Source organism: Nannocystis bainbridge (assembly GCF_028368995.1).
GTDB lineage: Bacteria > Myxococcota_A > Polyangia > Nannocystales > Nannocystaceae > Nannocystis > Nannocystis bainbridge.
Genome location: NZ_JAQNDL010000001.1, coordinates 688,431 through 710,785, shown reverse-complemented (window position 1 = coordinate 710,785; position 22,355 = coordinate 688,431). Strand labels below are relative to the sequence as shown.

17 protein-coding genes are annotated in these 22,355 nt (G+C 72.5%); 12 read left to right on the top strand and 5 right to left on the bottom strand.

The window, feature by feature from the left end:
• The 7 genes from cfa (at position 1) to POL25_RS02725 (ending at position 7,495) form a co-directional block, all read left to right on the top strand.
• Entirely contained in the window at positions 1 to 1,134 is a 1,134-nt protein-coding gene (cfa, locus tag POL25_RS02755; RefSeq protein ID WP_272084220.1) for a cyclopropane fatty acyl phospholipid synthase, read from the top strand.
• 12 nt (positions 1,135 to 1,146) lie between these two features.
• Complete coding sequence (locus tag POL25_RS02750; RefSeq protein ID WP_272084219.1) at positions 1,147 to 1,605, top strand: hypothetical protein; 459 nt, start codon at positions 1,147 to 1,149, stop codon at positions 1,603 to 1,605.
• A 241-nt stretch (positions 1,606 to 1,846) separates the two neighbouring features.
• Positions 1,847 to 3,925 carry a DUF4215 domain-containing protein gene (locus POL25_RS02745; RefSeq protein ID WP_272084218.1) on the top strand — a complete coding sequence of 693 codons (2,079 nt, stop codon included), beginning with the start codon at positions 1,847 to 1,849 and terminating at the stop codon, positions 3,923 to 3,925.
• A 240-nt stretch (positions 3,926 to 4,165) separates the two neighbouring features.
• On the top strand, positions 4,166 to 5,065 hold the full coding sequence (locus POL25_RS02740) for a hypothetical protein (RefSeq protein WP_272084217.1): 900 nt from the start codon (positions 4,166 to 4,168) through the stop codon (positions 5,063 to 5,065).
• A gap of 409 nt (positions 5,066 to 5,474) precedes the next feature.
• Positions 5,475 to 5,936, top strand: coding sequence for a DcrB-related protein (locus POL25_RS02735; protein ID WP_272084216.1), 462 nt, complete (start codon positions 5,475 to 5,477; stop codon positions 5,934 to 5,936).
• Between the two features lie 16 nt (positions 5,937 to 5,952).
• On the top strand, positions 5,953 to 7,020 hold the full coding sequence (locus POL25_RS02730; protein ID WP_272084215.1) for a PAAR domain-containing protein: 1,068 nt from the start codon (positions 5,953 to 5,955) through the stop codon (positions 7,018 to 7,020).
• A gap of 16 nt (positions 7,021 to 7,036) precedes the next feature.
• The gene (locus POL25_RS02725; protein WP_272084214.1) at positions 7,037 to 7,495 is read left to right on the top strand and encodes a hypothetical protein; all 459 of its coding nucleotides are present in this window, start codon (positions 7,037 to 7,039) and stop codon (positions 7,493 to 7,495) included.
• 48 nt (positions 7,496 to 7,543) lie between these two features.
• Here the strand turns inward: POL25_RS02725 and POL25_RS02720 are convergent, their stop codons facing one another.
• Entirely contained in the window at positions 7,544 to 9,661 is a 2,118-nt protein-coding gene (locus POL25_RS02720) for a protein kinase family protein (protein ID WP_272084213.1), read from the bottom strand.
• 16 nt (positions 9,662 to 9,677) lie between these two features.
• Positions 9,678 to 11,600 carry a type VI secretion system Vgr family protein gene (locus tag POL25_RS02715; protein ID WP_272084212.1) on the bottom strand — a complete coding sequence of 641 codons (1,923 nt, stop codon included), beginning with the start codon at positions 11,598 to 11,600 and terminating at the stop codon, positions 9,678 to 9,680.
• Positions 11,601 to 12,080: 480 nt separating this feature from the next.
• Here POL25_RS02715 and POL25_RS02710 point away from each other — a divergent pair, with 480 nt between their 5' ends.
• Positions 12,081 to 12,845 carry a hypothetical protein gene (locus POL25_RS02710; protein WP_272084211.1) on the top strand — a complete coding sequence of 255 codons (765 nt, stop codon included), beginning with the start codon at positions 12,081 to 12,083 and terminating at the stop codon, positions 12,843 to 12,845.
• Between the two features lie 163 nt (positions 12,846 to 13,008).
• Here the strand turns inward: POL25_RS02710 and POL25_RS02705 are convergent, their stop codons facing one another.
• The 3 genes from POL25_RS02705 to POL25_RS02695 all read right to left on the bottom strand — a co-directional run bounded on the left by POL25_RS02705 (position 13,009) and on the right by POL25_RS02695 (position 16,545).
• Positions 13,009 to 14,955, bottom strand: a complete 1,947-nt coding sequence (locus tag POL25_RS02705; protein WP_272084210.1) for an FG-GAP-like repeat-containing protein — start codon at positions 14,953 to 14,955, stop codon at positions 13,009 to 13,011.
• 262 nt (positions 14,956 to 15,217) lie between these two features.
• Positions 15,218 to 15,640: a hypothetical protein gene (locus POL25_RS02700; protein WP_272084209.1), complete on the bottom strand. Its 423-nt coding sequence runs from the start codon at positions 15,638 to 15,640 to the stop codon at positions 15,218 to 15,220.
• Positions 15,641 to 15,741: 101 nt separating this feature from the next.
• On the bottom strand, positions 15,742 to 16,545 hold the full coding sequence (locus POL25_RS02695) for a hypothetical protein (protein ID WP_272084208.1): 804 nt from the start codon (positions 16,543 to 16,545) through the stop codon (positions 15,742 to 15,744).
• Between the two features lie 97 nt (positions 16,546 to 16,642).
• Here POL25_RS02695 and POL25_RS02690 point away from each other — a divergent pair, with 97 nt between their 5' ends.
• The 4 genes from POL25_RS02690 to POL25_RS02675 all read left to right on the top strand — a co-directional run bounded on the left by POL25_RS02690 (position 16,643) and on the right by POL25_RS02675 (position 22,348).
• Complete coding sequence (locus POL25_RS02690) at positions 16,643 to 19,249, top strand: protein kinase domain-containing protein (RefSeq protein ID WP_272084207.1); 2,607 nt, start codon at positions 16,643 to 16,645, stop codon at positions 19,247 to 19,249.
• 299 nt (positions 19,250 to 19,548) lie between these two features.
• Positions 19,549 to 19,869: a hypothetical protein gene (locus tag POL25_RS02685; protein ID WP_272084206.1), complete on the top strand. Its 321-nt coding sequence runs from the start codon at positions 19,549 to 19,551 to the stop codon at positions 19,867 to 19,869.
• A 36-nt stretch (positions 19,870 to 19,905) separates the two neighbouring features.
• Complete coding sequence (locus POL25_RS02680; RefSeq protein ID WP_272084205.1) at positions 19,906 to 20,175, top strand: hypothetical protein; 270 nt, start codon at positions 19,906 to 19,908, stop codon at positions 20,173 to 20,175.
• A gap of 193 nt (positions 20,176 to 20,368) precedes the next feature.
• Complete coding sequence (locus tag POL25_RS02675; protein ID WP_272084204.1) at positions 20,369 to 22,348, top strand: IgGFc-binding protein; 1,980 nt, start codon at positions 20,369 to 20,371, stop codon at positions 22,346 to 22,348.
• Positions 22,349 to 22,355 lie beyond the last annotated feature (7 nt).

Below are 22,355 nucleotides of genomic sequence, written 5' to 3'. Positions count from 1 at the left end.
GTGGGCGGGCTCGACAGCGCGGCGCGCCGGGCGGTCGAGCGGGCGCTGGAGCGCGCCGGGGCGCGCGTGGGCGGACCTGACCCATGGGACATCCACGTGCACGACCCGCGGCTGTGGCGGCGGGTCGCGCTCGGCGGGTCGCTGGCGCTCGGCGACAGCTACATGGACGGCTGGTGGGACTGCGCGGCGATCGACGAGCTGACGGCGCGGGTGCTGGCGACCAGCGGCGACGAGGCGGTGCTCGACTGGCGCACGGCGGCGCTGGCGACGGCGTCGCGGCTGGTGAACCTGCAGACGACGGGGCGCTCGGGCCAGGTGGCGGAGGTCCACTACGACCTCGACACCGAGCTGTTCGCGGCGATGCTGGGGCCGACGATGGCCTACTCGTGCGGCTACTGGCGCGCGGCCGCGGACCTCGACGCGGCCCAGCGGGCCAAGTTCGAGCTGGTCTGTTCCAAGCTGTACCTCGGGACAGGTGAGTCGCTGCTCGACATCGGCTGCGGCTGGGGCGGGCTGGTCCGCCACGCGATCGCCAGCCGCGGGGCGCGAGCGACCGGGATCACGGTGTCGGCGCCGCAGCGCGACTGGGCGGCCGCGCACGACGAAGGGCACGGCGGCAGCTACCACGCGCTCGACTGGCGCGACCCGGCGCTGCTGGGCATGGGCCCGTTCGACAAGCTGGCCAGCGTCGGCATGTTCGAGCACGTCGGCCACCGCAACTACCGGGCGTTCTTCGAGTCGGCGCACCGGCTGCTGCGCGACGACGGGCTGTTCTTGCTGCACACGATCGGCAACGAGCACGGGCGCACCGACGCGTGGCTCAATCGCCACATCTTCCCCAACGGGGCCCTGCCGGCCACCGCCGACATCAGCCGGGCGGCCCACGGGCTGTTCGTGATCGAGGACTGGCACAACTTCCGCGCCGACTACGACCGCACGGTGATGGCCTGGCACGCGAACTTCGTGGCCCACGCGGAGGCCCGCGGGGCGGCGATGCCGGCGCGGTTTCGGCGGATGTGGAGCTATTATTTGCAGACGATGGCAGGGTCGTTCCGCGCCGGCTGTCGCAATCAACTGTGGCAGATCGTGCTGTCGAAGCGCGGCGTGGCGGGCGGGTACCGCTCGCTGCGGTGAGGAGGAGCGGGCATGCGCATGTCATCATTGAAAGGACTCGTGGCGCTGCTGTCGCTGGCGGCGACCGGCTGCGAGGGGCGCGAGGACGAGCGGACGGCGGAGGCGATGCGGGAGTGCGCGGCCGCCGAGACGAACGAGGCCTGCCTGGCGTCCGGCGGGGCGGAGTTTCGCTGCGCGTGGGTGCGGAGCGTGGTCGTCACGGGCGATTGCGAGACCGCGGACGAGCTGCGCTGCGTGGCCTATGTCGACACGCCGGGCCCGCCGGCCTGTCTGCCGATCCGCGGCTGCCAGGGCGACGGGGAGGCGCCGGAGCGGCTGATCGCGCCCGCCTTCCGCGAGGAGGCGCCGGGCATCACGCGGCTGGTCAATGGTTGCACCGCCGATCCGCTCGGCTACGACGCGTGCGAGGCCGGCGACCCAGACGGCGCCGCGCATCCGGCCTGCGCGTGCGTGTGTGCGCCGCCGTCGTAAGTGATGGGGACTCGCCGCGGGCGTCGGTCCGCGCGTGCGTGTGCCATCCCCGAGGGGTGATGCGTGGTGTGGGCGCGGACCCGCGAGTGGAGACGCGGGCCCTGACGGGGCGCTGGCGTCGAAGTCTGCGGTCGCCCGCGAGGAGTTCCACCCGGGGGCGGAATCATACGAGTGTCGGCGACTGCAGCGGCGCACGACATTGCGCGTTGCCGGCGTCGCGGGGCCGCTCTAATGTGCGCCGATGCGATGGAATCGTTGGATTGGCGAGCGAGAGGTGGGCGCGCTGGCGGTGACCGCGGCGCTGGTGGTCGGGTGCAGCGGACCGAGCGCGACGACCTCGGAGACGGGGACCGACGGGACGAGCACCGACGCGACGACGGACGTGGAGGCGAGCACGGGCACACCGACGACCTCGACGACGACGGCGCCGACGACCGGGACCTCGACGGACGGGACCACGACCACCACCACGACCGACCCGACCGACACGGACACCGACTCGACGACCGGCGCGCCGGTGGAGTGCGGCAACGGGGTGGTCGAGGCCGGCGAGGGCTGTGACAACGGGGCCGACAACGGCGACGACAAGGCCTGCAAGGCCGACTGTTCGCCGAACGAGTGCGGCGACGGGGCGGTCGGGCCGGGCGAGGGCTGCGACGACGGCAACCGCCGCGACGGCGACGCGTGCACCAACGCGTGCGCGGTGCCCGAGTGCGGTGACGGCATCGCCGGGCTGATGGAGGCGTGCGACGACGGCAACGACGTCGACACCGACGCGTGCACCAATGCGTGCACCCTGGCGGCGTGCGGTGATTCGCTGATCCAGGACGGCGTCGGCGAGGAGTGCGACGACGGGGCGGGCAACGGGCAGGGCGCGATGTGTACGCCGACGTGCAAGCTGGCGGCCTGCGGCGACGGCTTCGTGCTGGACGGGGTCGAGGCCTGCGATCTCGGCAAGGACAACGGGCCCGGGCAGGAGTGCCTGGAGGGCTGCGTCGCCAACGTGTGCGGCGACGGCGATCCGAGCCCGAGCGAGGCCTGCGACGACGGCAACGACGCGCCGGGCGACGGCTGCAACGCGGCCTGCGAGCTCGAGGCGTGCGGCAACGGGACGATGGACGTCGGCGAGGTCTGCGACGACGGGAACGCCGACAACGACGACGCGTGCACGAGCCTCTGCAAGGCGCCGGTGTGCGGCGACGGGTTCACCCAGGCCAGCTTGATGGAGACCTGCGACGCCGGTCCGCTCAACAAGGACACCGGCGACTGCACGTTCGGCTGCAAGCTGGCGGCCTGCGGCGACGGCCTGGTGTGGGACAACCACGAGCAGTGCGACGAGGGGGCCATGAACGGCGACGACAAGGCCTGCAAGGCGGACTGCACCGACAACGTCTGCGGCGACGGCTTCAAGGGCCCCGGCGAGGAGTGCGACGACGGCAATCAGAGCAACGACGACGCCTGCACGGCGGTGTGCAAGAACGCGGCGTGCGGCGACGGCTTCGTCCAGCCGGGCGAGACGTGCGACGAGGGCCAGGCCAACGCCGACGACGCGGCGTGCACGTCGTCGTGCCAGACGGCGACCTGCGGCGACGCGAAGGTGCAGGCGGGCGTCGAGGAGTGCGACGACGGCAACCTCGTCGACACCGACGCGTGCGCGCAGTGCAAGACCGCCAAGTGCGGCGACGGGTTCATCCGCATGGACCTCGAGCAGTGCGACGACGGCAACGCGGTGGCCGGCGACGGCTGCGACGCCAGCTGCAAGCTCGAGCTCGGCGCGCAGGTCAAGCTCACCGGCCTGGGCGCGGCCGTGCCCGACAACATGTACAAGGGGCAGCTGGCGCAGATGGTCTGCGTCGACCTCAACGTCGTCAACGCCAACAAGGTCGACGACGTCACGCTGCAGGTCGGCATCACGCACACGTGGATCGGCGACCTGGTGTTCAAGCTGGTCAGCCCCGGCGGCGCCAAGGTGCTGACGGTGATGAGCCGGCCCGGCTACACCGAGTTCGCCGACGACGGCACGTCCGGGACCGCCGGCGACAGCTCCAACCTGTCGAAGGACTTCCCCGTGCTGTTCCGCGACGGCGGGGTCAAGGACGCCGAGCTGATGGGCAACACGCTGGCCGACAGCGGGGTGGTGTGCCAGGGCGATGGGGCCTGCGACTACTTCCCCAACCACGGCGCGGGCCCCGGCCTCAACTTCGGCGACTTCGACGGCGTTTCGGCCAAGGGCGTGTGGAAGTTCTGCGCCGGCGACCGGGCGCCGCAGGACACCGGCACGCTCGACAGCGTGACGCTGACGCTGACGCTGAAGCCGTGAGGTCGTGCGCCCCGCGGGCGCTCGCTCGCGGGGCGGTCGCGGGGCGGCGATGCGCGCTTCCTGGCCGCGGCGCCGCCGAGGGCGGAGCGCATGACGGCCGTGCTTCTGGGCGATGGCAGACCTCGCCGCTCGACGTCGGTGTCATGAATGAGACGTGCGCGCGAATGCGACGAGCGCCTCCTCCATACTCTCTCCACATCGCCTGGCTATCACCGCAGCTCCTCGAAGGGAGCACTGCATATGGGTATCGGCAAGGCGTTCAAGAAGGCCGGCAAGAAGTTGAAGAAGGCGACCCACAAGGCGACGGGCGCGGTCAAGGACGCGGCCGACAAGGTCGCCGACGGGGCCGTGCAGGGGGCGGACGTCGCCGGGTCGACGCTCGCAGGCGTCGGCGCGCAGGCCGGGGCGCTGGCGGAATCGACGTACGAAGACGCGCTGCGGCTGGGCGAGAGCGCGTGGAACGAGACGCTGGCGGCGCTGGAGCGCTGGCTCGACGACGGCCTCGTCGACCTGCTGCTCGCCGCGGCGATGGCGACGGTCCGCGGGCAGAAGGCGCTGATCGACGCGATGGTCGCGGGCGGGACGGCGCTGCTCGCCGACGCCAGGGGCGCGGCGGAATTCGAGCGGGTCGTCCTCGCCGCGGCCGGCAGGCAGCGTGACGCGGTGACGCTGGCGTCGGTGAAGGCGCTGGCAGGCCGGCCCGAGCTGCGGGCGATCGCCGCGACGTGCGGAAAGTTCGCCACGCTGTCGCTGGGCGGGGGCGGCAGCGCGGCCTACGGGGCAGGCGCCGAGGGCTGCTTCGGCTACGCGTGCACGTTGCCCGACGCGGCGGCGATCGGCGGCTTCTTCGGGGTCGGCGGGGTGGCGGTCTCGATCGGCGCGTCGCTGGGGGACCAGCTCGGCGTGTGGACGCCGCGGCCCGCCGATCTGAAGGGCCCGTACTTCGCGGTGACCGTCGAGGTCGCGGTCGGCCCGGGCGCCGGCCTTCAGGTGGTCTTCGCCGTGCCCGACGACGAGGCCGGGTGGCTCGCGCTCGTCAGCGGCGAGACGACGCCGGCGCCCGTCGGCATCGTGGTGTCGCTCAGCGGCGGGGGCGAGCTGAGCGCGAGTGTCAGCGGCGGCTATACGTGGGTGTTCTGAGCGCCGGCTCGGCGGCGTTCGTCGGTCGGTTCGACGGAGCGCGGGCCTGGGCCACCGGAGCGCGCCCCGTGGTAGGATCCTATCATTCGCCGCGCGGCTCGAGCCCCGTCCGAATCCTTTCGCGGTCGATACATTTCGCGGCGAGCGGCGGGTGCGACGATAGGCGCGGGCGAATCTGGGCACCGTGTTTGCGCGGGGTAGACGACACCCGCCGTGAATGACACGAATATGCGTGGTGCCGGTCGCCCGTCGGCGCTCGCTGCCGCGCCGCCCGAGCGCGCTCGGCCGCGGCGGTGGGCGCGAGCGGGCGGGTGCTCGCATTCGCGGGCGACTCCGCCTTGACAGCCGTCGCGGGGACAGGATAGGTCGATCGGACCGTGGGCTCGCGGCGACGGAGAGGCTGATTGCGATGGCTACACCCAACAACCTGATCAACGCCGGCGAGGGCGTGCAGCTGGCGGTGCCGCCGACGTGGAAGCGCAACGCGATGGTGGTGTTCTCCAACGGCGAAGAGGGCGAGAAGGGCGCGTCGGTGGTGGTGCGGCGCGAGTCGATCGACCCGCGGACGACGCTGCAGCAATACATGGACGGGATGCTGGTGGAGTTCGCGCGGACGATGCCGGAGTTCGCGCTGATCGACCGCCGCAGCCGCACCCTCGGTTCGGTGCCGGCGGGCGAGTTTCTCTATACGCTGACCGCCCGCGGGGTCGAGTACGAGCAGCGCCAGGTGGTGGCGATCGACATGAAGGGCAGCGTGGTGTCGATCGTGATGTCGGCGACCCGCAAGGGGGTCCGCGAGATCCAGCCGCTGTGGGACGAGATCCTCGCCACTGCCACGGTGACGCCGCCGGCCGATCCGAACCGTCCGTGACGCGAGGGAGGTTGTCATGAGCTTCGCGCTGGCAGCCCGCATGGACGACACCATCAAGCACTCGTCGAAGCTGCTCGGCTTCTTCGTCGGTGCGGTGGCGGCGGTGGCGATCGGGCTGCTGGTGGTGGGCACGGGCGGCCTGGCGCTGGGGGCGATCGCCGGGCTGGCGGCGGTCGGCGGGGCGGCGGGGCTCGGGGCGGCGGCGCTTTACGACGCGCTGGCGCCGAGCCCGGGGGTCGAGACCGGCGGGGTCGGACCGGGGACCTCGAACGTCCTGATCAACAACCGCGACGCGGCGGCGGTGACCGATCTTTCGGTGTGCTACTTCCCGGTGGTCTACAACCACGGGCCCAAGGCGATCGTCGAGGGCAGCAAGACGGTCTTCTACGCGTGCCGGCCGGCGGCCCGCAAGGGCGACGCGCTGCTGTGCGACGCGAAGATCGCGACCGGCTCGGAGAACGTGCTCATCGGCGGCCCGGCGGTCCGGATCAAGGGGACGCGGCGGAGCTTCCTCGACACGATCCTCGACTACGGGAGCGTGTACCTGACGGTGATCTTCGCGGGCGGGACGCTGGCCGGCTTCGCCGTCACTGGGGTGATCGTCGGCATCTCCGACGCGTGGCAACGCAGCATGCACTCGGAGCCGGGGGTGGTCTCGGGCACCGACGTCAACCGCGGGGCGATCGTCGCCGGGGGCGGGGCGGCCACCGTCGCCGACGCCCAGAGCATCGGCTATCACAACGCGCAGCAAGTGGCGCGGACCAATGCTGCCAACGCGGCGAGCCGCCGGGCGGCCCAGAACGCGATGTACGCCGATTATGTGGCGCGCAAGACGGCGGCGGGCCAGGTGCCGTGGTCGCGGGCCCGGTACCTGAGCAACAACCTGGTCGGCCAGGCGGTCGCGCGGCGGGCCCCGGCGGTGGCGCCGAGGCTGGCGCAGCCGCCGTCGTGGAAGATGGCGGGCGCGGGGATCCTGGCGCAGCTGACGGTCGACGTGTGGCGAGGCTGGCGCGAGGCGGAGCGCGAGGCGGCGATCCCGGAGCACCCGTCGTGCGACGATACTTCGTGGCTCGAGCCGGCGTGAGGCGGACGGAGCGAGCATGAGCGAGGTTGTCGACGACGCGCTCGAGGGGTTCGAGATCCGGGCGCAGAGCGCCTGGTCGGTGCTGCAGACGGGGATCTGGGGGGCGCGCTGGGACTTCACCGAGCCGTGCCTCGATTTCTCGCGGGCGTCGCTGCTGCGGCTGTCGGACTGGCTGATGATGGCAGCGCGCGGCGAGTCGGCGCAGTCGCTCAAAGACATGATCGCGACGGCGGGGCAGTATTTCGGTGAGACGATCTGCGAGCATGCGCGGGCGCGCTGGGAGCGACGCCCGGACAAGCGAATCGGGATCCGGGTGGAGCGCGGCGACGGCGAAGCGCTCCACGTCGACATCCCGGAGGTGCTCGAGGCGTGGCGGGTGACGGCGTGCGAGCGGCAGGGTCGCGAGCGCGAGGTGTTCGTGGCATGGTTCGATCGGGCGATCGAGGGCTCGCTGCCGCCGCTGCGATTGCGGTGAATGGGGCGTGCGCTCGCGCTCGCCTGATTCGCGCGAGCTCGGCGGGGCTCAGCGCATGAACAGGTACAGGACGATCAGCGCGAGCGAGAGGTTGATGACGAAGACGGCGGCGATCAGGAGCCGCCGATCGGGAGGGCCGGATTTCGGGTGCGGGTCGGAGGTCGCGGCAGAGGAGGCGACGCGGGGCTGCGGAGGCGGGCTGGCCGGGCGTGCGGCCAGCTGAGTGGGACGCACAGGCGCGGGCGAGGGCGCCAGGGGCTCGGGCTCGAGCGGGGCAGGAGGATTGGGGCGCGAGGCGGCGGCGCGGAGCTGCTGCGAGCTGATGGCGGCGGCAGGGACCCGGGCGTCGGCGCGGAGCTGCTGCGAGCGGATGGCGGCGGCAGGGACCCGGGCGGCGGCGCGGAGCTGCTGCGAGCTGATGGCGGCGGCAGGGTCCCGGGCGTCGGCGCGGAGCTGCTGCGAGCTGATGGAGGCGGCGGGCTGGGCGAGGCGGGCGTCGGCGCGGAGCTGCGAGCTGGCGGAGGCGAGGCGGGCCGGGAGGTCGGGCAAAAGCTCGGTCGCGTCGGGCTTCGGAGCGGCCCGGACGACGGGGCGCAGGCTGGGCGGATCGATGAGGGTGGTGCCGTCGCGGGCAGGCAGCTCGGGGGACGGCGGGCTGATGAACGCGGGAGCGAGGGAAGACAGGATGTCCCGACGGACAGGTGACTCTTGGACCCGGACAGGGGTGGCGGGCGGGATAATCTCTGTCAGCGCCGCCGACACAGTGGCGCGCGGCGGGTTCAGGCGCGCGACCGCGGGCGACGGGTCGCGCAGGGTCGCAGCGGCGGGAGTGACGGCTGCCGCCGGGCGAGCGGCGAAGAGGGGGGCAGAGGCGGCGGCAGGGCTGCGAATGGCGGCAGGAGCGGCGAACCGGGGGTCGGCGGCGATCGCCGGAGCGCGGTCGGGCTGGCGAATGGCAGCAGGGGCCGCGGTGGGCCTGGGGGCGGGAATGACAGCAGGAGCCTGGACCCGGCGGGCGGGCGCGGGAATGACAGCAGGAGCCTGCATCCGGCGGTCGGGCGCGGGAATGACAGCAGGAGCCTGGACCCCGCGGTCGGTCGCGCGAATGGCAGCAGGAGCTGCGGTGGGCGCTGGGCCGGGGTCGACCATGGGAGCAGGAGTGACGCCGGGAGCGAGGATGCGGACCGAGGCCGCGGGGGCGGGCGCGGCGAGCGGCGCCGGGCCGGTGCGCAGGTCGAGCATGGCAGCCGCGGCGGGGACGATCGCGGGCGCGGGGCGAAGGGTGGCAGGCTCGGTCGGTCGCGCGAGGATCGGGCTCGCCGGCGTGACGACGCGGGCGACTGGGGCCTGCGCGAGCGCTGCGTGAAGCGCGACGCGCAGGGACTCGAGGTCGGGGTAGCGCCGCTCGGGATCGGGGGCGAGAGCCCGGGCGAACAGGTCGTCGACGTGCTGCGGCGCGTCGCGGACCGACGAGCGCAGGCGCGGCGTGAGCCGGCCCGAGGGGCGCTCGCCGGCGATGAGCTCGAACAGGATCGCGGCGAGCGAGTAGACATCGCTGCGGTGATCGCCAGGGCCGCGGCGCTGCTCGGGGGCGCGGTGGGTGGCGTCGTCCGGGCTGGCGAAGGGCTCGATCTCGGCGACGCCGTAGTCGAGGATGTGGAGGTCGTGATCGCTGGTGAGGACGCAGCGGTCGGGCGTCAATGCCCGGTGGGCGATCCCCAGCGTCGATTCGACGGCGGCGAGGATCGTGGCGAGGCGCTCGCCGAGCGCGAGGGCGCGCTGCCAGGCGATCGGGCCCTCTTCGCGCAGCAGGTGCGCGAGGGTCCGGCCGGACGCGTGGGCGAGGCAGAACGGCGGGGCGGGGGCGGCGGAGAGGCCGTGGAACAGGGCGAGGCCGGGGATCCGCGCAGCGCTGGCGAAGGCGACGACGTCGGTGAAGACGACCCAGTCGCGCGGGTCGCAGCGCGCGGGATCGACGGCCAGGAGCCCGACCTCGGCGTGCCCGTCGTGGGCGAGGTAGACGTGCGCGGCGCCCTCGCCCCGCACGCGCGTGAGCAGCTTGTAGCGGCCCGCGAGTCGGTCGCCGGGCTGCGGCGAGCCGCGCTCGCCGGGTGGCGGCGCGTCGCGGTCGGGTCCGGGGAGCGGTGCTGCGAGCGAGGTCCGCACGATCGGCCCGGTCGCCTCAGCAGTTGATCTTCACCAGCGGGCCCTTGAGGTTCAGGGCCTCGGCGCTCGCCTGGACAGACGTCGGCCCGCCGCTGACGACGTTGATCGTGCCGCCCGCGGCGATCGTGATGTCGCCGCCGGCGGCGAGGGTGATGTTGCCCTCCGCCTCGACGAACACGTCGGCGCCGTTGATGGTGATCTTCGCGGAGCCGGTGGTGACGCTGAAGAAGGTGTCCTGCATCTTCGTGCCCGTCGGCGGGACCGCCGGCGGCGGCGAGGAGGCCTGGGCGATCGTGACAGTGTGGACGGTGCCGACCAGGGTCGAGTCGCTGGCGCCGATCGTGGCGTTGCGGTCGGCGCCGACGCTCTCGGTGAGGTTGTTGAGGATCTCGGTGTTCCAGTCCTTTTGGGCGTGGAGGAAGATCTCCTCCGAGCCCTTGCGATCCTCGAAGCGCAGCTCGTTGAAGCCGCCGCCGCCGAGCGAGCTCTCGGACTTGATGGTGCTCTTGGTCTTCTCGTCGGGCAGCGGGTACGGGGTCTGGTTGTTGCCGTGGTAGATGCGGCCGATGATGATCGGCCGGTCGGGGTCGCCCTCGATGAAGTCGATCAGCACCTCGTGGCCGATGCGCGGCAGGAACATCGTGCCGTAGCCGTTGCCGGCCCACATCTGGCTGACGCGGACCCACGTCGCGCTGTTCTCGTCGTGGCCACCGGCGCGGTCCCAGTGGAACTGCACGCGCACGCGGCCGTGGGCGTCGGTGTGCACCTCTTCGCCCTCGGGCCCGACGACCGTGGCCGTCTGGACGCCGCGCATCACCGGCCGCGAGGTGCGGCGCATGGGCCGGAACGGGACCTTGAGCTCGGTGACGCTGAAGACGTTGGTGTAGCTGCTCTCGTCCTCGCCGTCCTGGTCGAGCACCTGCGGCTGGCTGCCGGTGTGGCGGACCTGGACCAGGCGGTACTCGGCGTTGAGCTCGTGCTTGGGGTGGCCGGCGATCTGCAGGGTCAGCCCGGGGGTGAGGCGCGAGCAGTCGCTGTCGCCGGTGCCGGCGCGGCGGGTCGCCTGCAACGATTCGAGCCGGATCTTGGCCAGCGATTGGCCCTGGTGCGGGCCGCCGCGCCCGGGGTCCTGGTATTCGCCCGGGAACTCGTAGATCTCGAGGTCGGCGTCGACCTTGGCGGCCTCGCGCACCTCGAGGTCGAGGTCGGGCTTGTGGATGTTGTAGTCGCGCAGGGTCACCTTGCCGGGGCGCACGCGGCCGCCGAAGCGGAAGGTGCGGATGTGCTCGCGGTCCTGCACGGTGCCGCGCGGCGGGTTGAACCACAGCGTCGAGGTGCCCTTGATCGGGGTGTGGGCCTGGGCGTTGTCCGCCATGACCCACACGTGCTTCTGCTCGTCGTGCTCGAAGAAATAGAACACGCCGTCCTCCTCGAGCAGCCGGGTGACGAAGTCGAGGTCGGTCTCGCGGTATTGCACGCAGTAGTTGCGCGGGGCGTACGACTCGGCGAGGGCGAAGCGGAACCAGTCGCGGGCCAGGCCGGCGCCGGTCAGGACCTCGGTGACGATCTGCTCGGTGGTCTTGTCCTGGAACACGCGGCAGTCCTCGCGGTGGGCCAGGCGGTGGGCCCAGGGCACGATCCGCAGCTCGTAGAGCTGGAGGCTGCGCGTGTAGCCGACGTACTCGGCCTCGGCGACGAGGCCGTGGACCAGGCGCGGCAGCTCGGCGCCGTGGAGGGTGAGCAGCGCGGGCTGGCCGAGCAGGGCCTCGGGGTCGAAGTCGAGGCCGGCGACCTCGACCTTGAAGTCGAACAGCGCCGACAGCTCCTCGGTGCCCGAGAAGCTGACGACCCGCATCGGCGTGCTGCCGACGGTGAGCTCGAAGACAGGCTTGCCGCTGGCCAGCACGGACGAGAGTGCTACGAGTTCGTTGTCGCTCATCGATAGGCCGGAGCCGATGGTGGCTCTTCGACCGGGCACCTTACGAGGCGCCGCAGCGCCGTGTCAATGCGAGGTGGCGGCACCGCAGCACCTGTGATTCGGGAATCGTGGGCCCGATTGCGCGGTGCCGGGCGCAGGCGCGCCGCGGTATTGACATGAGACGCTCGCATTCGAACGAGGCGGGCGAGGAACATGACGCCGGCGACAGTCGGCGGCCCGGGCGGTGAATTCGTGGGGCCAGCGCCGGGGGCGTGGGAAGGGACGCGATTGGCCGCACCGGGTGGGTGCATTCGCGGCAGTGCGACGATCGCCGGACCGGAGACGGAACGTTGCAGGCGCGCAAGCTTGGATCGCCGACGCGTGGGACATGTTCCATAGAACATGGCTGCTACGACAGGGCCAACAGGACATGTGGTGGGAGGCGTCGATCGCTCGCGCGCGGTTGTCGACCGGCGAGTCGGTCGATATCCTCGGCGCGAGGTGTCGGGGACGTCCCAGCAGGTGCGCGAGTTCGTGCTGGTCACCGCGGCCGCGGCGGCGCTGGTCGGGCTCGGGGTGGCCGTGACGTACCAGAGCTGCTCGCTGGCCGCCGGGACCGGCGCCACGCTGGTGCTCGGGCTGCCGCTGGTGCTGCGCGGCGTCTGGGGCGGGTTCGGGCTGGCCGGGGCGGGGCTGCTGGTGTTCCTCGGCGGGATGCCGCTGGCGGAGTACGGTCGGATCACCGGCGGCGAGCCGGTCGCGCTGTCGCTGGCCGAGTTCGCCGGGCGCCCGGAGGTCGAGCGCGCGACCTTGACGGAGGCGGCGCGGGTCGACGGGTCGCGCGCGGTCAAGGTGTCGCATCGCCACGACAACGGCAAAGCGTCGCCCCGGCGGGACCACGCGGTGGCACCGGTGGTGCCGGCGTCGTGGCAGCCCGGCGAGCCGGTGCAGGTGTTCGCCGCCTGCTACAACGTGGCGATCGATCGCGGCTGCAGCGACGCGTGGAGCGTGGCGAGCGACGAGCTGGTGCGCGTGCCGGCCGATCAGGCGGCGTGCTACCGCGAGCTGGTGCCGGCCGGGACGAACCTCGACGCGGTGGCGTTCGTGGTCTGGGACCGGCCCGGGAGCCACGTCGAGGCGCTGTGGGCAAGGTGGGTGAGGGCGCTGCGGGTCATCGGCCTGAGCTGGCTGGGCCTCGGGACGCTGATCCTGATCGGCCGCGCGGTGTCGGACCGCCGGCACGAGCGGGCGCTTCGGCGGGGTTGAGCGGGCGTCGGGCGGCGGTCCCTACAGGAGGGACGAAATCGTGACAGATGGCCCATGGGACAGGTTGATGCGTGGCCGGGCGGCGACGCCGGGAAGCTAGCGACCCCGGCCGTGCTCGCGGCGGTCGGGGTCGCATGCGCGGCCGCGGAGCCGACGCGGGCTGTCACTCGGGCGGGTTGCAGAACGGGGTCGGCAGCGCGGCGACGTTGTTGTCGAGCTTGCACTCCTGCTCGCCGGCGACGGCGCGGACGAGCAGGGCGTCGTAGCCGGCGGCGTCGATGTCGAAGCCGATCGCGGTCGCGTACTCGCCGGCCGGCAAGACCTTCAAAAAGGGCTGCGAGGCGAGCAGCGTCTCCTGGCCGTCGAGCTCGCCGTAGACCTCGATCGTGGCGCCGGCGGTGAGCGCCGAGGCGCCCGCGTTGCCGACGTTGACCCATAGCTGCAGGTCGGTGTCCTGGCACAGGTACTGGCAGATGTTGGCCTCGAGCACGAGGTCGGGCGCGGCCAGGCCGTCGGGCGGGGAGTCGTCGCCCGAGCGGTAGTTGTTGTGGGTGGTCCAGTTGTAGGCCGGCATCGCCGGGATGGTGCCGTCGTCGGCGACGTTGGTGATCGAGTACTGGAACTGGTTCCAGATCTTCCGCCCGGGCCGCCAGGACATCGCCGCGTCGCCGATCACCGAGATGCCCTTCGGGGCCGCGGGGTCGTAGTATTGATTGTTGCCGAACACGATCTCGACCTGGCCGTCGCCGTCGACGTCGACGACCACGGGCGACTCGAGCTGGGTCGCGCTGCCGTGGCCGCCGAACTCGAGCTTGACCGCGCCGTCGAGGCCGGAGAACACCCACACGCGGTTCTCGTCGGCGTGGATCACGTCGGCGATCCCGTCGCCCTCGAAGTCGTAGACGATCGAGCCGGTGGCCGACTCGGTCTCGGAGATCGGCGCTTGCCACATCAGGGTACCGTCGGTGTCGAACACCACGTAATACTCGCTGCCGGCGACGCCGACCTCGGGCTCGCCGTCGCCGTCGTAGTCGGCGATCGTCGGCGCGCCGCCGCCTCCGCCGGGGACCATGGCGGTCCACAGCACCACGCCCTGGTTGTCCTGCAGGCGCACGGTCCCGGACGCGCTGACCACGATCTCGGGCTTGGAGTCGCCCGTGAAGTCGGCGACGCCGGGGATCCCGTCGGCCTCCATGTTGAACCACTCGGGCTCGCCGAGGCCGTCGTAGACGGCGTTGCCGACCACGAGCTCCTGCTGGCCGTCCTCGTCGATGTCGGCGGCGACCGAGATCCGGAAGCCGTTGCCGTGCGGGCCGACGCCGCGCTCGTTGCCGTCGGCGTCGAGGATCACCGCGCCGGCGTAGACCTCGGGCGTGCCGTCGCCGTCGAAGTCGGCGATGCCCGGCGAGGTCGAGCAGTGCAGGCCGTACACTTCGCTGGTCCACTTGGGCGCGCCGTCGTGCTCGAACACCTTGATCGCGCCGTCGATGGTGACGACGACCAGCTCGACCTGGCCGTCGCCGTCGATGTCGCCGGCCGCGAGCCCGGAGTGGCCGCACACGTCCTGGCCCTCGACGTTGAGGAGCTCCTGTTGGCCGTCGCCTGACATCGCGCGCAGGACCCCGGGGCCGTAGTGGTTGCCGGCGACGTAGGTGACGAACGCGACGTCGGGCACCGCGTCACCGTCGAGCGAGGCGACGATCGGCGACATCAGCACCTGGTCCGAGGTGGGCGCGGTGGTCCAGGTGGCGCGGTTCCACTCGAGCATCGGCTCGAAGGTCCCGACCTGCGGGGCGGCGGCGCACGCCGGATCGGTCGGGCCGGTGAAGCCGGGCGGCGGCGTGTCGACGCAGGTCATGTCGAGGCCGGTGGTGCCGGTCTCGCCAGGGTCGTCGGTGGTGCTGCTGGTCGGGACCTCGGTGGCGCTGGCGGTCGCGGTGCCGGCCTCCGAGTCGGTCTCGCCGATGGTGGTGGTCGGCAGCGTCGAAGCGCCGGTGCTGTCGGTGACGGTGGACGTGGCAGCGCTGCCCGTCGCCGAGTCGTCGCGCACGCCGCTGTCGCCGCACGCCGCCATCCACAACACCCCGAGCGAGAACCTCTTCCATTGCATGCGGCCCACCTGAGCATGGCAGGCCGGGCGGGGTCAATCTGGGCCCCGCCGAGGCTTCACCGCGGTGAGGAGGTCCCGCGCGGGCGCTGTCATTTCTCACGGCTCGAGACCGCGAGCACGTCGCGCGATCGTGCCGCGAAGCGGGCGTCGCAGGTCGTGATGGGTCCTTCGATCTCGCGGAGGTCGGAGAGCGTGGACGACGCGAGCTGGCGCGGGGCCGGACGATCCGCGGCCCGCGGATCGTCGCTGCGAGGCGGCGCGATCAGACGCAGGCTGCGCCCTGGCTGAACACGGGCCCGCAGGCGCCGTCCTCGGCGAAGGCGGCGCAGGCGTCGACCTTGGCCGCCTTGTAGCAGTCGATGAGGTCGCCGACGGTGATGGCGCAATCCTGCGAGACCTCGTTGGCGATGCACTCGGCGGAGGTGGTGACCGTCAAGTAAGCGCCGTCGGCGTCGCAGGTGTATTGCGTGCCGGGCTCGTCGTCGATGGCGGCGAGCAGCGTCTCGCAGTAGGTGGCCTGCTGCTCCTCCGAGAGGTCGGCGAGGCGGCAGTCGGTGATCGGGCCGGAGCAGGCGTCGCCGTCGCTGTCGCCGGCGGTGTCGGTGTCGGCGCCGCCGTCGTCGTTGCAGGCCGGGAGGGAGCCGAGGAGGGAGAGGGCGAGCGCCGAGAGCAGAGTGATTCGCATGAGGAGGCCTTCTTGGGACTGGTTCGCCGACCAGACGGAGCCCGGGCTCCGAGGTCGCGGCGAAAACGACACGCGCGAGCAATTCGGCTCGCACGGCCCCTTCAGGCCGGTTCTACGGGCAGCGGCTCGGGTCCGGCGTCCAGCCGGGTGGCGATCAGTCGGAGGATGCTCTCGACCGTGCGGGTGCTCACCCCAATGGCGCGACCGAGTTCGGCGCGGGTGCCGGTGACCAGGCGCTGGCGCGCGGAGGCGCAGCGGCGCGCCGCGGTCGAGCGGTGGATCCGGTAGATGACCGCGAGCTCGTCGATGCCGACCTGATCGAGCAAGTGGTAGCGGAGGAGCAGGCGCTCGGCCATCGGCAGGCGCGCCCACGCGGCCTCGAGCGCCTCGGTGAAGCGCGTGGTGTAGAGCTGCTTTTGATAGTCGACGTCCGGATCGCTGAGCGGGGTGATGAGGCGGCGGGCCAGCTCGCCGAGATCCGGAGGGCGGCGCGCACGCTTGCGATCGAGCGCCAGCCTTACCGCGACGGTCCGCACGAAGCCGCCCAGCGCGCCGCGGCCGGCGTAGCGGGTGAATTTCGGCTCGCCACCGGGCGCGCCGATCAGCAGCGCGACGCGCAGGGTCTGCACCACCTCGTCGAGCTCGGCCCCCGCGAGGTCGAGCGCGCGGAGGTTCGGCAGCACGTCGCGGACGTAGCGGGCCTCGACGTGGCGGACGGCGTCGCGGTCGCCGAGCAGACAGGCCCAGGCGAGCAGGAGCTCGGCGCGGCGGTCGGCGGCCGCCGGCTCGGACCATAGCTGCGGGTCCACGCCGGTCAGTCGCCGCGCGATGTCCTCGCGCTGCCACGGCGCCGCGGGCCACGCGACGCGCGCTTGCTCGAGGACCGATTCGGCGAGGTCGTGCACCGGCGCGGCGATGCTAGATCTGCGACTTCTCGCGGGTCAACACTGCGGCGTCGGCGGCGGTTGACGCGTCGCGGCGATCTCGACGACATTGCGCGCGTTGGACGTCTGTCCGGAAGAAGAGACGGTCTTCGCGTATCTCGAGGGCGCGCTGGGTGCGGACGAGCGCGCCGCGCTCGACGGTCACCTCGAGGCGTGCACCGATTGTCGCGTGCTGGTCGCCGGCCTCGCGCGCGGGCAGGTCGGCGTCCGCAGCGAGGACGACCGCGGCGCGGATCCGATGACCGGGGTGGTGATCGGTCGTTACACGCTCGCCGATCTGCTCGGCTCGGGCGGGATGGGGCTGGTCTATCGCGCGCACGATCCGGTGCTCGACCGCGACGTCGCGGTCAAGCTCATCCACGCGCTCGACGTCCGCCCGGCCGATCGCGAGCGGCTGCTGCGTGAGGCGCGGGCGATGGCCCGGCTGGCGCACCCGAATGTCCTCACCGTGTTCGACGCCGGCGAGTCGGGCGAGGAGCTGTTCGTGGCGATGGCGCTGATCCGCGGCAGCACGCTGCGCGAGCACTGCGCGCGCGCGCGGCCGGCGTGGCGCGAGGTCGCGGCGCTGTGTCTGGGCGCGGCGCGTGGGCTGGCGGCGTCGCACAAAGCGGGCGTGCTCCACCGCGACGTCAAGCCGGACAACATCCTCGTCGGTGAGGACGGCAGCGTGCAGGTCACCGACTTCGGACTGGCCCGCGCGACCACGGACCCGGGCGCGCCGCTCTGGCCGACCAGCCCCGAGAGCGGCAGGGCGGGCACGCCGGGGTACCTGGCGCCCGAGCTGCGCGCGGGCGGCGAGCCGACCGCGGCGAGCGATCAGTACGCGCTGTGTCTGACGTTGAAGGAGTGCCTCGGTCGGGTGCCGCGGCGGCTCGAGCGGATCGTTCGTCGTGGGCTCGCCGAGCGGCCAGGCGATCGCTATGCGTCGATGGATGCGCTGGTGGTGGCGCTGGCGAACGCGATCGAGCCCCGGTGGGCGCGGGTCGGCGGGCTGCTGGCGTTCGGGGCCCTGGTGGCGCTGGCGCTGGCGTGGGCGCTGCGCGAGGCACCGGCGGTCGTCGCGGTCGCGGCCGATCCGTGCGACGAGCCGCGGGCGCGCATGGACGGGCTGTGGAACGCGGCGCAGAAGCAACGGCTGCGCGCGGCGATCACCGGCGGGGGCCTGGCGCGCGGCGAGCTGCTGAGCGAGCGCCTGGAGGCGCGCCTCGACGCGCAGGCGCAACGGTGGGTCGATCTGCGCACCGAGGTGTGTCGCGACGCGGGCGCGGATCGGGCGATCGCGGCGCGCCGGATCGCGTGCCTCGAGGAGGGCTTCGGCGAGCTCGAAGGGTTCCTCGGCGCCGTCGACCCCGCCGATCGGGCGGCGCTGCAGCAGGTCGAGTGGCTGTCGTACGGGCTCACGGCGCCGGATCGATGCGCGGCCGATGCTCCGCTGTCGCTGCTGCCGAGCCCCGAGCCGGCGGTGCGCGAGGAGGTCGCGCGCGCGCGCCGGGAGCTGCGCGAGGCGGTGGCGAAGGCCGACGAGGGGCGCGTCGACGAGGCGCTGCAGTCGGTGCGGGCGATCGAGGCGAGGGCGCGGGAGATGGGTTACTTGCCGCTCGCGGCGGCGGCGGCGAGCGACGAGGCCGACCTGCTCATGAGGTCCGGCGATCTGGCGGGCGCGCGGGCCCGCTTCGAGGTCGCGGCCGAGCTCGCGGAGGCGTCCGGTGACGATACGCGGCGGGCCATGGTGCTCGTCAACCTGGTCGTCATCGTCGGCGTCGGTCTGCAAGACCCGGAGGCGGCGCTGGCCTACGCCGCGCGGGCCCGACCGCTGGCCGAGCGGCTGCAGACGCCGCTGCTCGCCGGCGAGCTGGCGCGCGTCGAGGGCCAGGCGCTGCTCTACAAGGGCGACGCGGTGCAGGCGCTGGCGCGCCTCGAGAGCGCGCTGGCGGTGTGGGATCGGACTCTGGTCGGCGATCACGACGCGGTCATGGCGACGCTGATCTTCCTCGGCGCGACCGCGCAGCAGACGGGCGCGTGGGCGGCCGCCGACGATGCGTTGCGGCGCGCGCACGAGATGGCGAGCCGACTGCACGGCGAGCAGCACCCGACGACCGCGTCGTGCCTGCGCGACTGGGCGATCTGCGTCCTCAATCAGGCCGAGGCGACCGAGGCGCCCGACGAGCGCGAGCGGCTCGGGCGGCTCGCGCTCGCCAGAGCCGACCGCGCCGCGGCTGACCTCGACGCGGCGCTCGGGGTCGACAATCCGGAGAGCGCCCAGGCTCATATCATTCGCTGCCGCACGCTGAACCTGCTGGCAGAGCTCGACCGCGCGATCGCGGTGTGCGAGCAGGCGCTCGCGGTGTCGCGGCGAGCGTACGGCGAAGACAGCCCGCCGCTGGCGGAGCCGCTGCGGCTGCTCGGCGCGGCGCACTACGCCCGCGGCGAGCCAGGGCCGGCCCGCGTCGCGCTGGCGGAGGCGCTGAACCGCGGCGCGGACGGCGATCCGGCCTGGCTGGGCGAGGTGCAGTTCGAGCTGGCCAGGGTGCTCGCAGATCTGGGGCAGTCGCGTCGCGCGGTCGCGCTGGCCCGCGAGGCGCGACAGGCCCTCGCCGCGGACGCGAGGACGGCCGCGTCGGTGGTCGAGATCGACGCGTGGCTGGCGGCGCGCAAGCGGCCGTGAGGATGTGACAGTCGAGGGCTGCAGAGCCCTCGGCGACGGAGGCGTGGGCCTCGGTTGCTCGAAGGTTCGCGGTCGGTGTCGCCAATCGGGCGACGCGGCGAATCAAGCGTCGGCGGGGGTCGCATTCCGCTCCGGAGCGGGAGTTTCGCCGCGATCGTCACGAACGGGGCGCGCTGCAGCACGGCTGCGGTGGCGCGGGCGGCTGCGCGCGGGCGGTGTCGTCGGGCGCACGACAGGCTGTTTCCGCCAGCGGCGCCTGGTCGGCCGCGGGTACATATTGCTGCCAACCACGAGGAACAATGACGACAGGCATTCGCGGCTGTGACAATCAATCGAACGCCCACATCTCGATCGTGAACATGGAGCACCCGGGGGACAGCCAGACGGTGTCCCCGCGGTCGTACTCCGAGGTCTACGCCTGGATCTCCCAGCACAAGAACGTCCCGCTCAGCGTCCAGACCGGGCGGGGCCGCTGCATCCTCTGGGACGACGACTGGAAGATCAAGGCGGAGTGGGACGATGGCTCGGGCGAGGTCATCCTCGCCAACGTGAACAGCAGCCCGCAGGACTACAAGATGACCGTCGATCCCACGGGCAACATCTCCCTCGCCGAGACCTGACCGGGCCGACGCGAGCCCGCGCTTGGAGCAGCAGCCATGAGCATGACCGACTGGAAGATCACGAACTCCCTGGAGAACCTCACCGGGAACTGGGTCTATTACGTCTGCAACGTCATCGCCACCTTCGCCAACATCCACTTCAGCCGCCACGTCGACAATCCGGGCGACGATCACATGGCGACGAACGACAACGAATACTACTACTACGGGTACACCGGGGTCTTCAGCCACCGCGGCGGAGGCGCTGTCCCGCAGGCGATCCGTGATTTGCTGTATCAGGCCTGGCAGAACTACTTTCAGGTCTGACGCGCGGAGAGAGCCGGGCTCAGGCGGAGGCGCTCGCGGGTGGACGCGGCGCCAGGCCGCGTGCGCTCGCACGCGCTCTCGGGGCGCGGCCGAGCGGTCGCGCCCGCGCGTGCGAACCGTTGCGCCGCGGATCCGGGGCACGCGAGCCTCGCGCTGGCGCGGGGTGGCATCCTCGACGCCACGAGTCGACGCGATGCGCAAAATCAACCAGTCCTCCGTCACGGTCCACGTCGCCGCTTTGAGCCGTCTGTGGGCCCTGTTGCCGCTGTTCGTGCTCGCCTGCGGCGATGACGGGGGCGAGCTGTCCGGCGCGACCCAGGCCTCTGTCTCGGGCGTCACCACGCAGGGCACGAGCACCACCGCGGACGCCCCGACCACCACCGGCTCGACCACCGAAGACCCGGTCTCGGGCAGCGAGACGCAGGCCGCAGCGACCACCGAGCCGGGCACGACCACCACGGGCGAGCCGACCGGGACCTCGACCGCGCCGGGCACCAGCGAGGGCACCAGCGAGGGCACGACCGGCGGGCCGCTCGTGCTGCATTGCTCGGGCGACCTACACGACGTGCTCGACCCGTTCGACGCGGTCGTCGAGACCTGCGGCAGCGACGAGGCCTGCCTCGACGGCGCGTGCCAGCCGGTGTGCGACGTGTTCGGCGCGCTCCAGGGCACGGCGGGCTGCGACTTCTGGGCCCCGACGCCGCCGTTTTACGCCAACGGCCTGGGCCAGTACTTCGACGGTCCGTGCTTCGCCGTGTTCCTCGCCAATGCGTGGAGCGGCCCGGCCCACATCACCGTCAGCCGCGGCGGGCAATCGTTCGACATCACCCAGCACGCGCGGATCCCCAAGTCCGACGGCGCCGTCACGACCTACGAGCTGCTGCCGCCCGAGGGCTTGCCGCCGGACGAGGTCGCGATCCTGTTCCTGTCCCACAAGCCAGGTGTGAAGAACGGCACCTCGCTCGAGTGCCCGGTCCCGCCGGCGCTGCTGCAGGACACCGCGGTGCCCGGCACCGGCGTCGGCGAGGCGTTCCACGTCACGACCGATGTCCCGGTCAGCGCCTACGACATCAACCCGTACGGCGGCGCGGCCAGCTACCTGCCGAGCGCGTCGCTGCTGTTCCCGGCGACCTCGTGGGGGACCAATCACATGTCGATCACCCCGGCCCCGGGCGAGGGCGGGATGTTCACGATGGTGGTCGCGCGCGAGGACGACACGGTCGTCAAGGTCGCGCCGACGGTGACGCTGCCGGGCGGCGGCGGCCAGGCGGAGGCGCCCGCCGGGGTGACCACCGAGTACACGCTGAGCGCCGGCCAGATCCTTCAATGGTCGAAGCAGGGCAACAACCTCGATTCGAGCGGGACGATCCTCGACAGCGACAAGCCGATCGGCCTGTGGACGGGCAACACGTATATCGCGGTCGCAAGCGCGACGCTGGGGCCGGGCGGGCGTGATTCGGCCCACCAGCAGATCGCGCCGGTCCGGGCGCTGGGCAACGCTTACGTCGGCGCCGGCGTCGTGACGCGCCTGATCGATCTGGCGCCCGAGAGCGTCCCCTATCGCATGGTGGGCGTGGTCGACGATACGGCCCTCACGTGGGACCCGTCGGCGCCGCCCGGGGCCCCCACGGCGCTGGCGGCCGGGCAGGTGGTGCAGTTCGAGACCACCAGCTTCTTCTCGGTGCGCTCGCAGGACCCCGAGCACCCGTTCCTGTTCTCGCAGTACATGAGCGGCACCGGCGGGGTGACGCGCCCGGGCTGCTCGCCCAACCAGTCGTGCGGCCTCGGCGACGAGGAGTGGGTCAGCCTGCTCAGCGCCAGGCAGTTCCAGAACCGCTACATCTTCTTCACCGATCCGACCTATGCGACGACCAACCTCGTGATCGTGCGCGCCAGCGAGGGCGGCGTGTTCGCCGACGTGAAAGTCGAGTGCCTCGGCACTGTCGGCGGCTGGATGCCGGTCGGCGGGCAGGGGGAGTTCGAGGTGGCCCACGTCGATCTCGAGCGCGGCAACGTCCCGGCCGCGGGCTGCGGCACGAGCCGCCACCTGGCCGAGAGCGACGGGCCGTTCGGGGTGGTGGTCTGGGGCACCGATTCGGCGGCGTCGTACGGCTATCCGGCCGGCAGCGACATCTCGAAGATCAACGAGGTGACGCTGCCGGTGCCCGGCTGACCTTCGG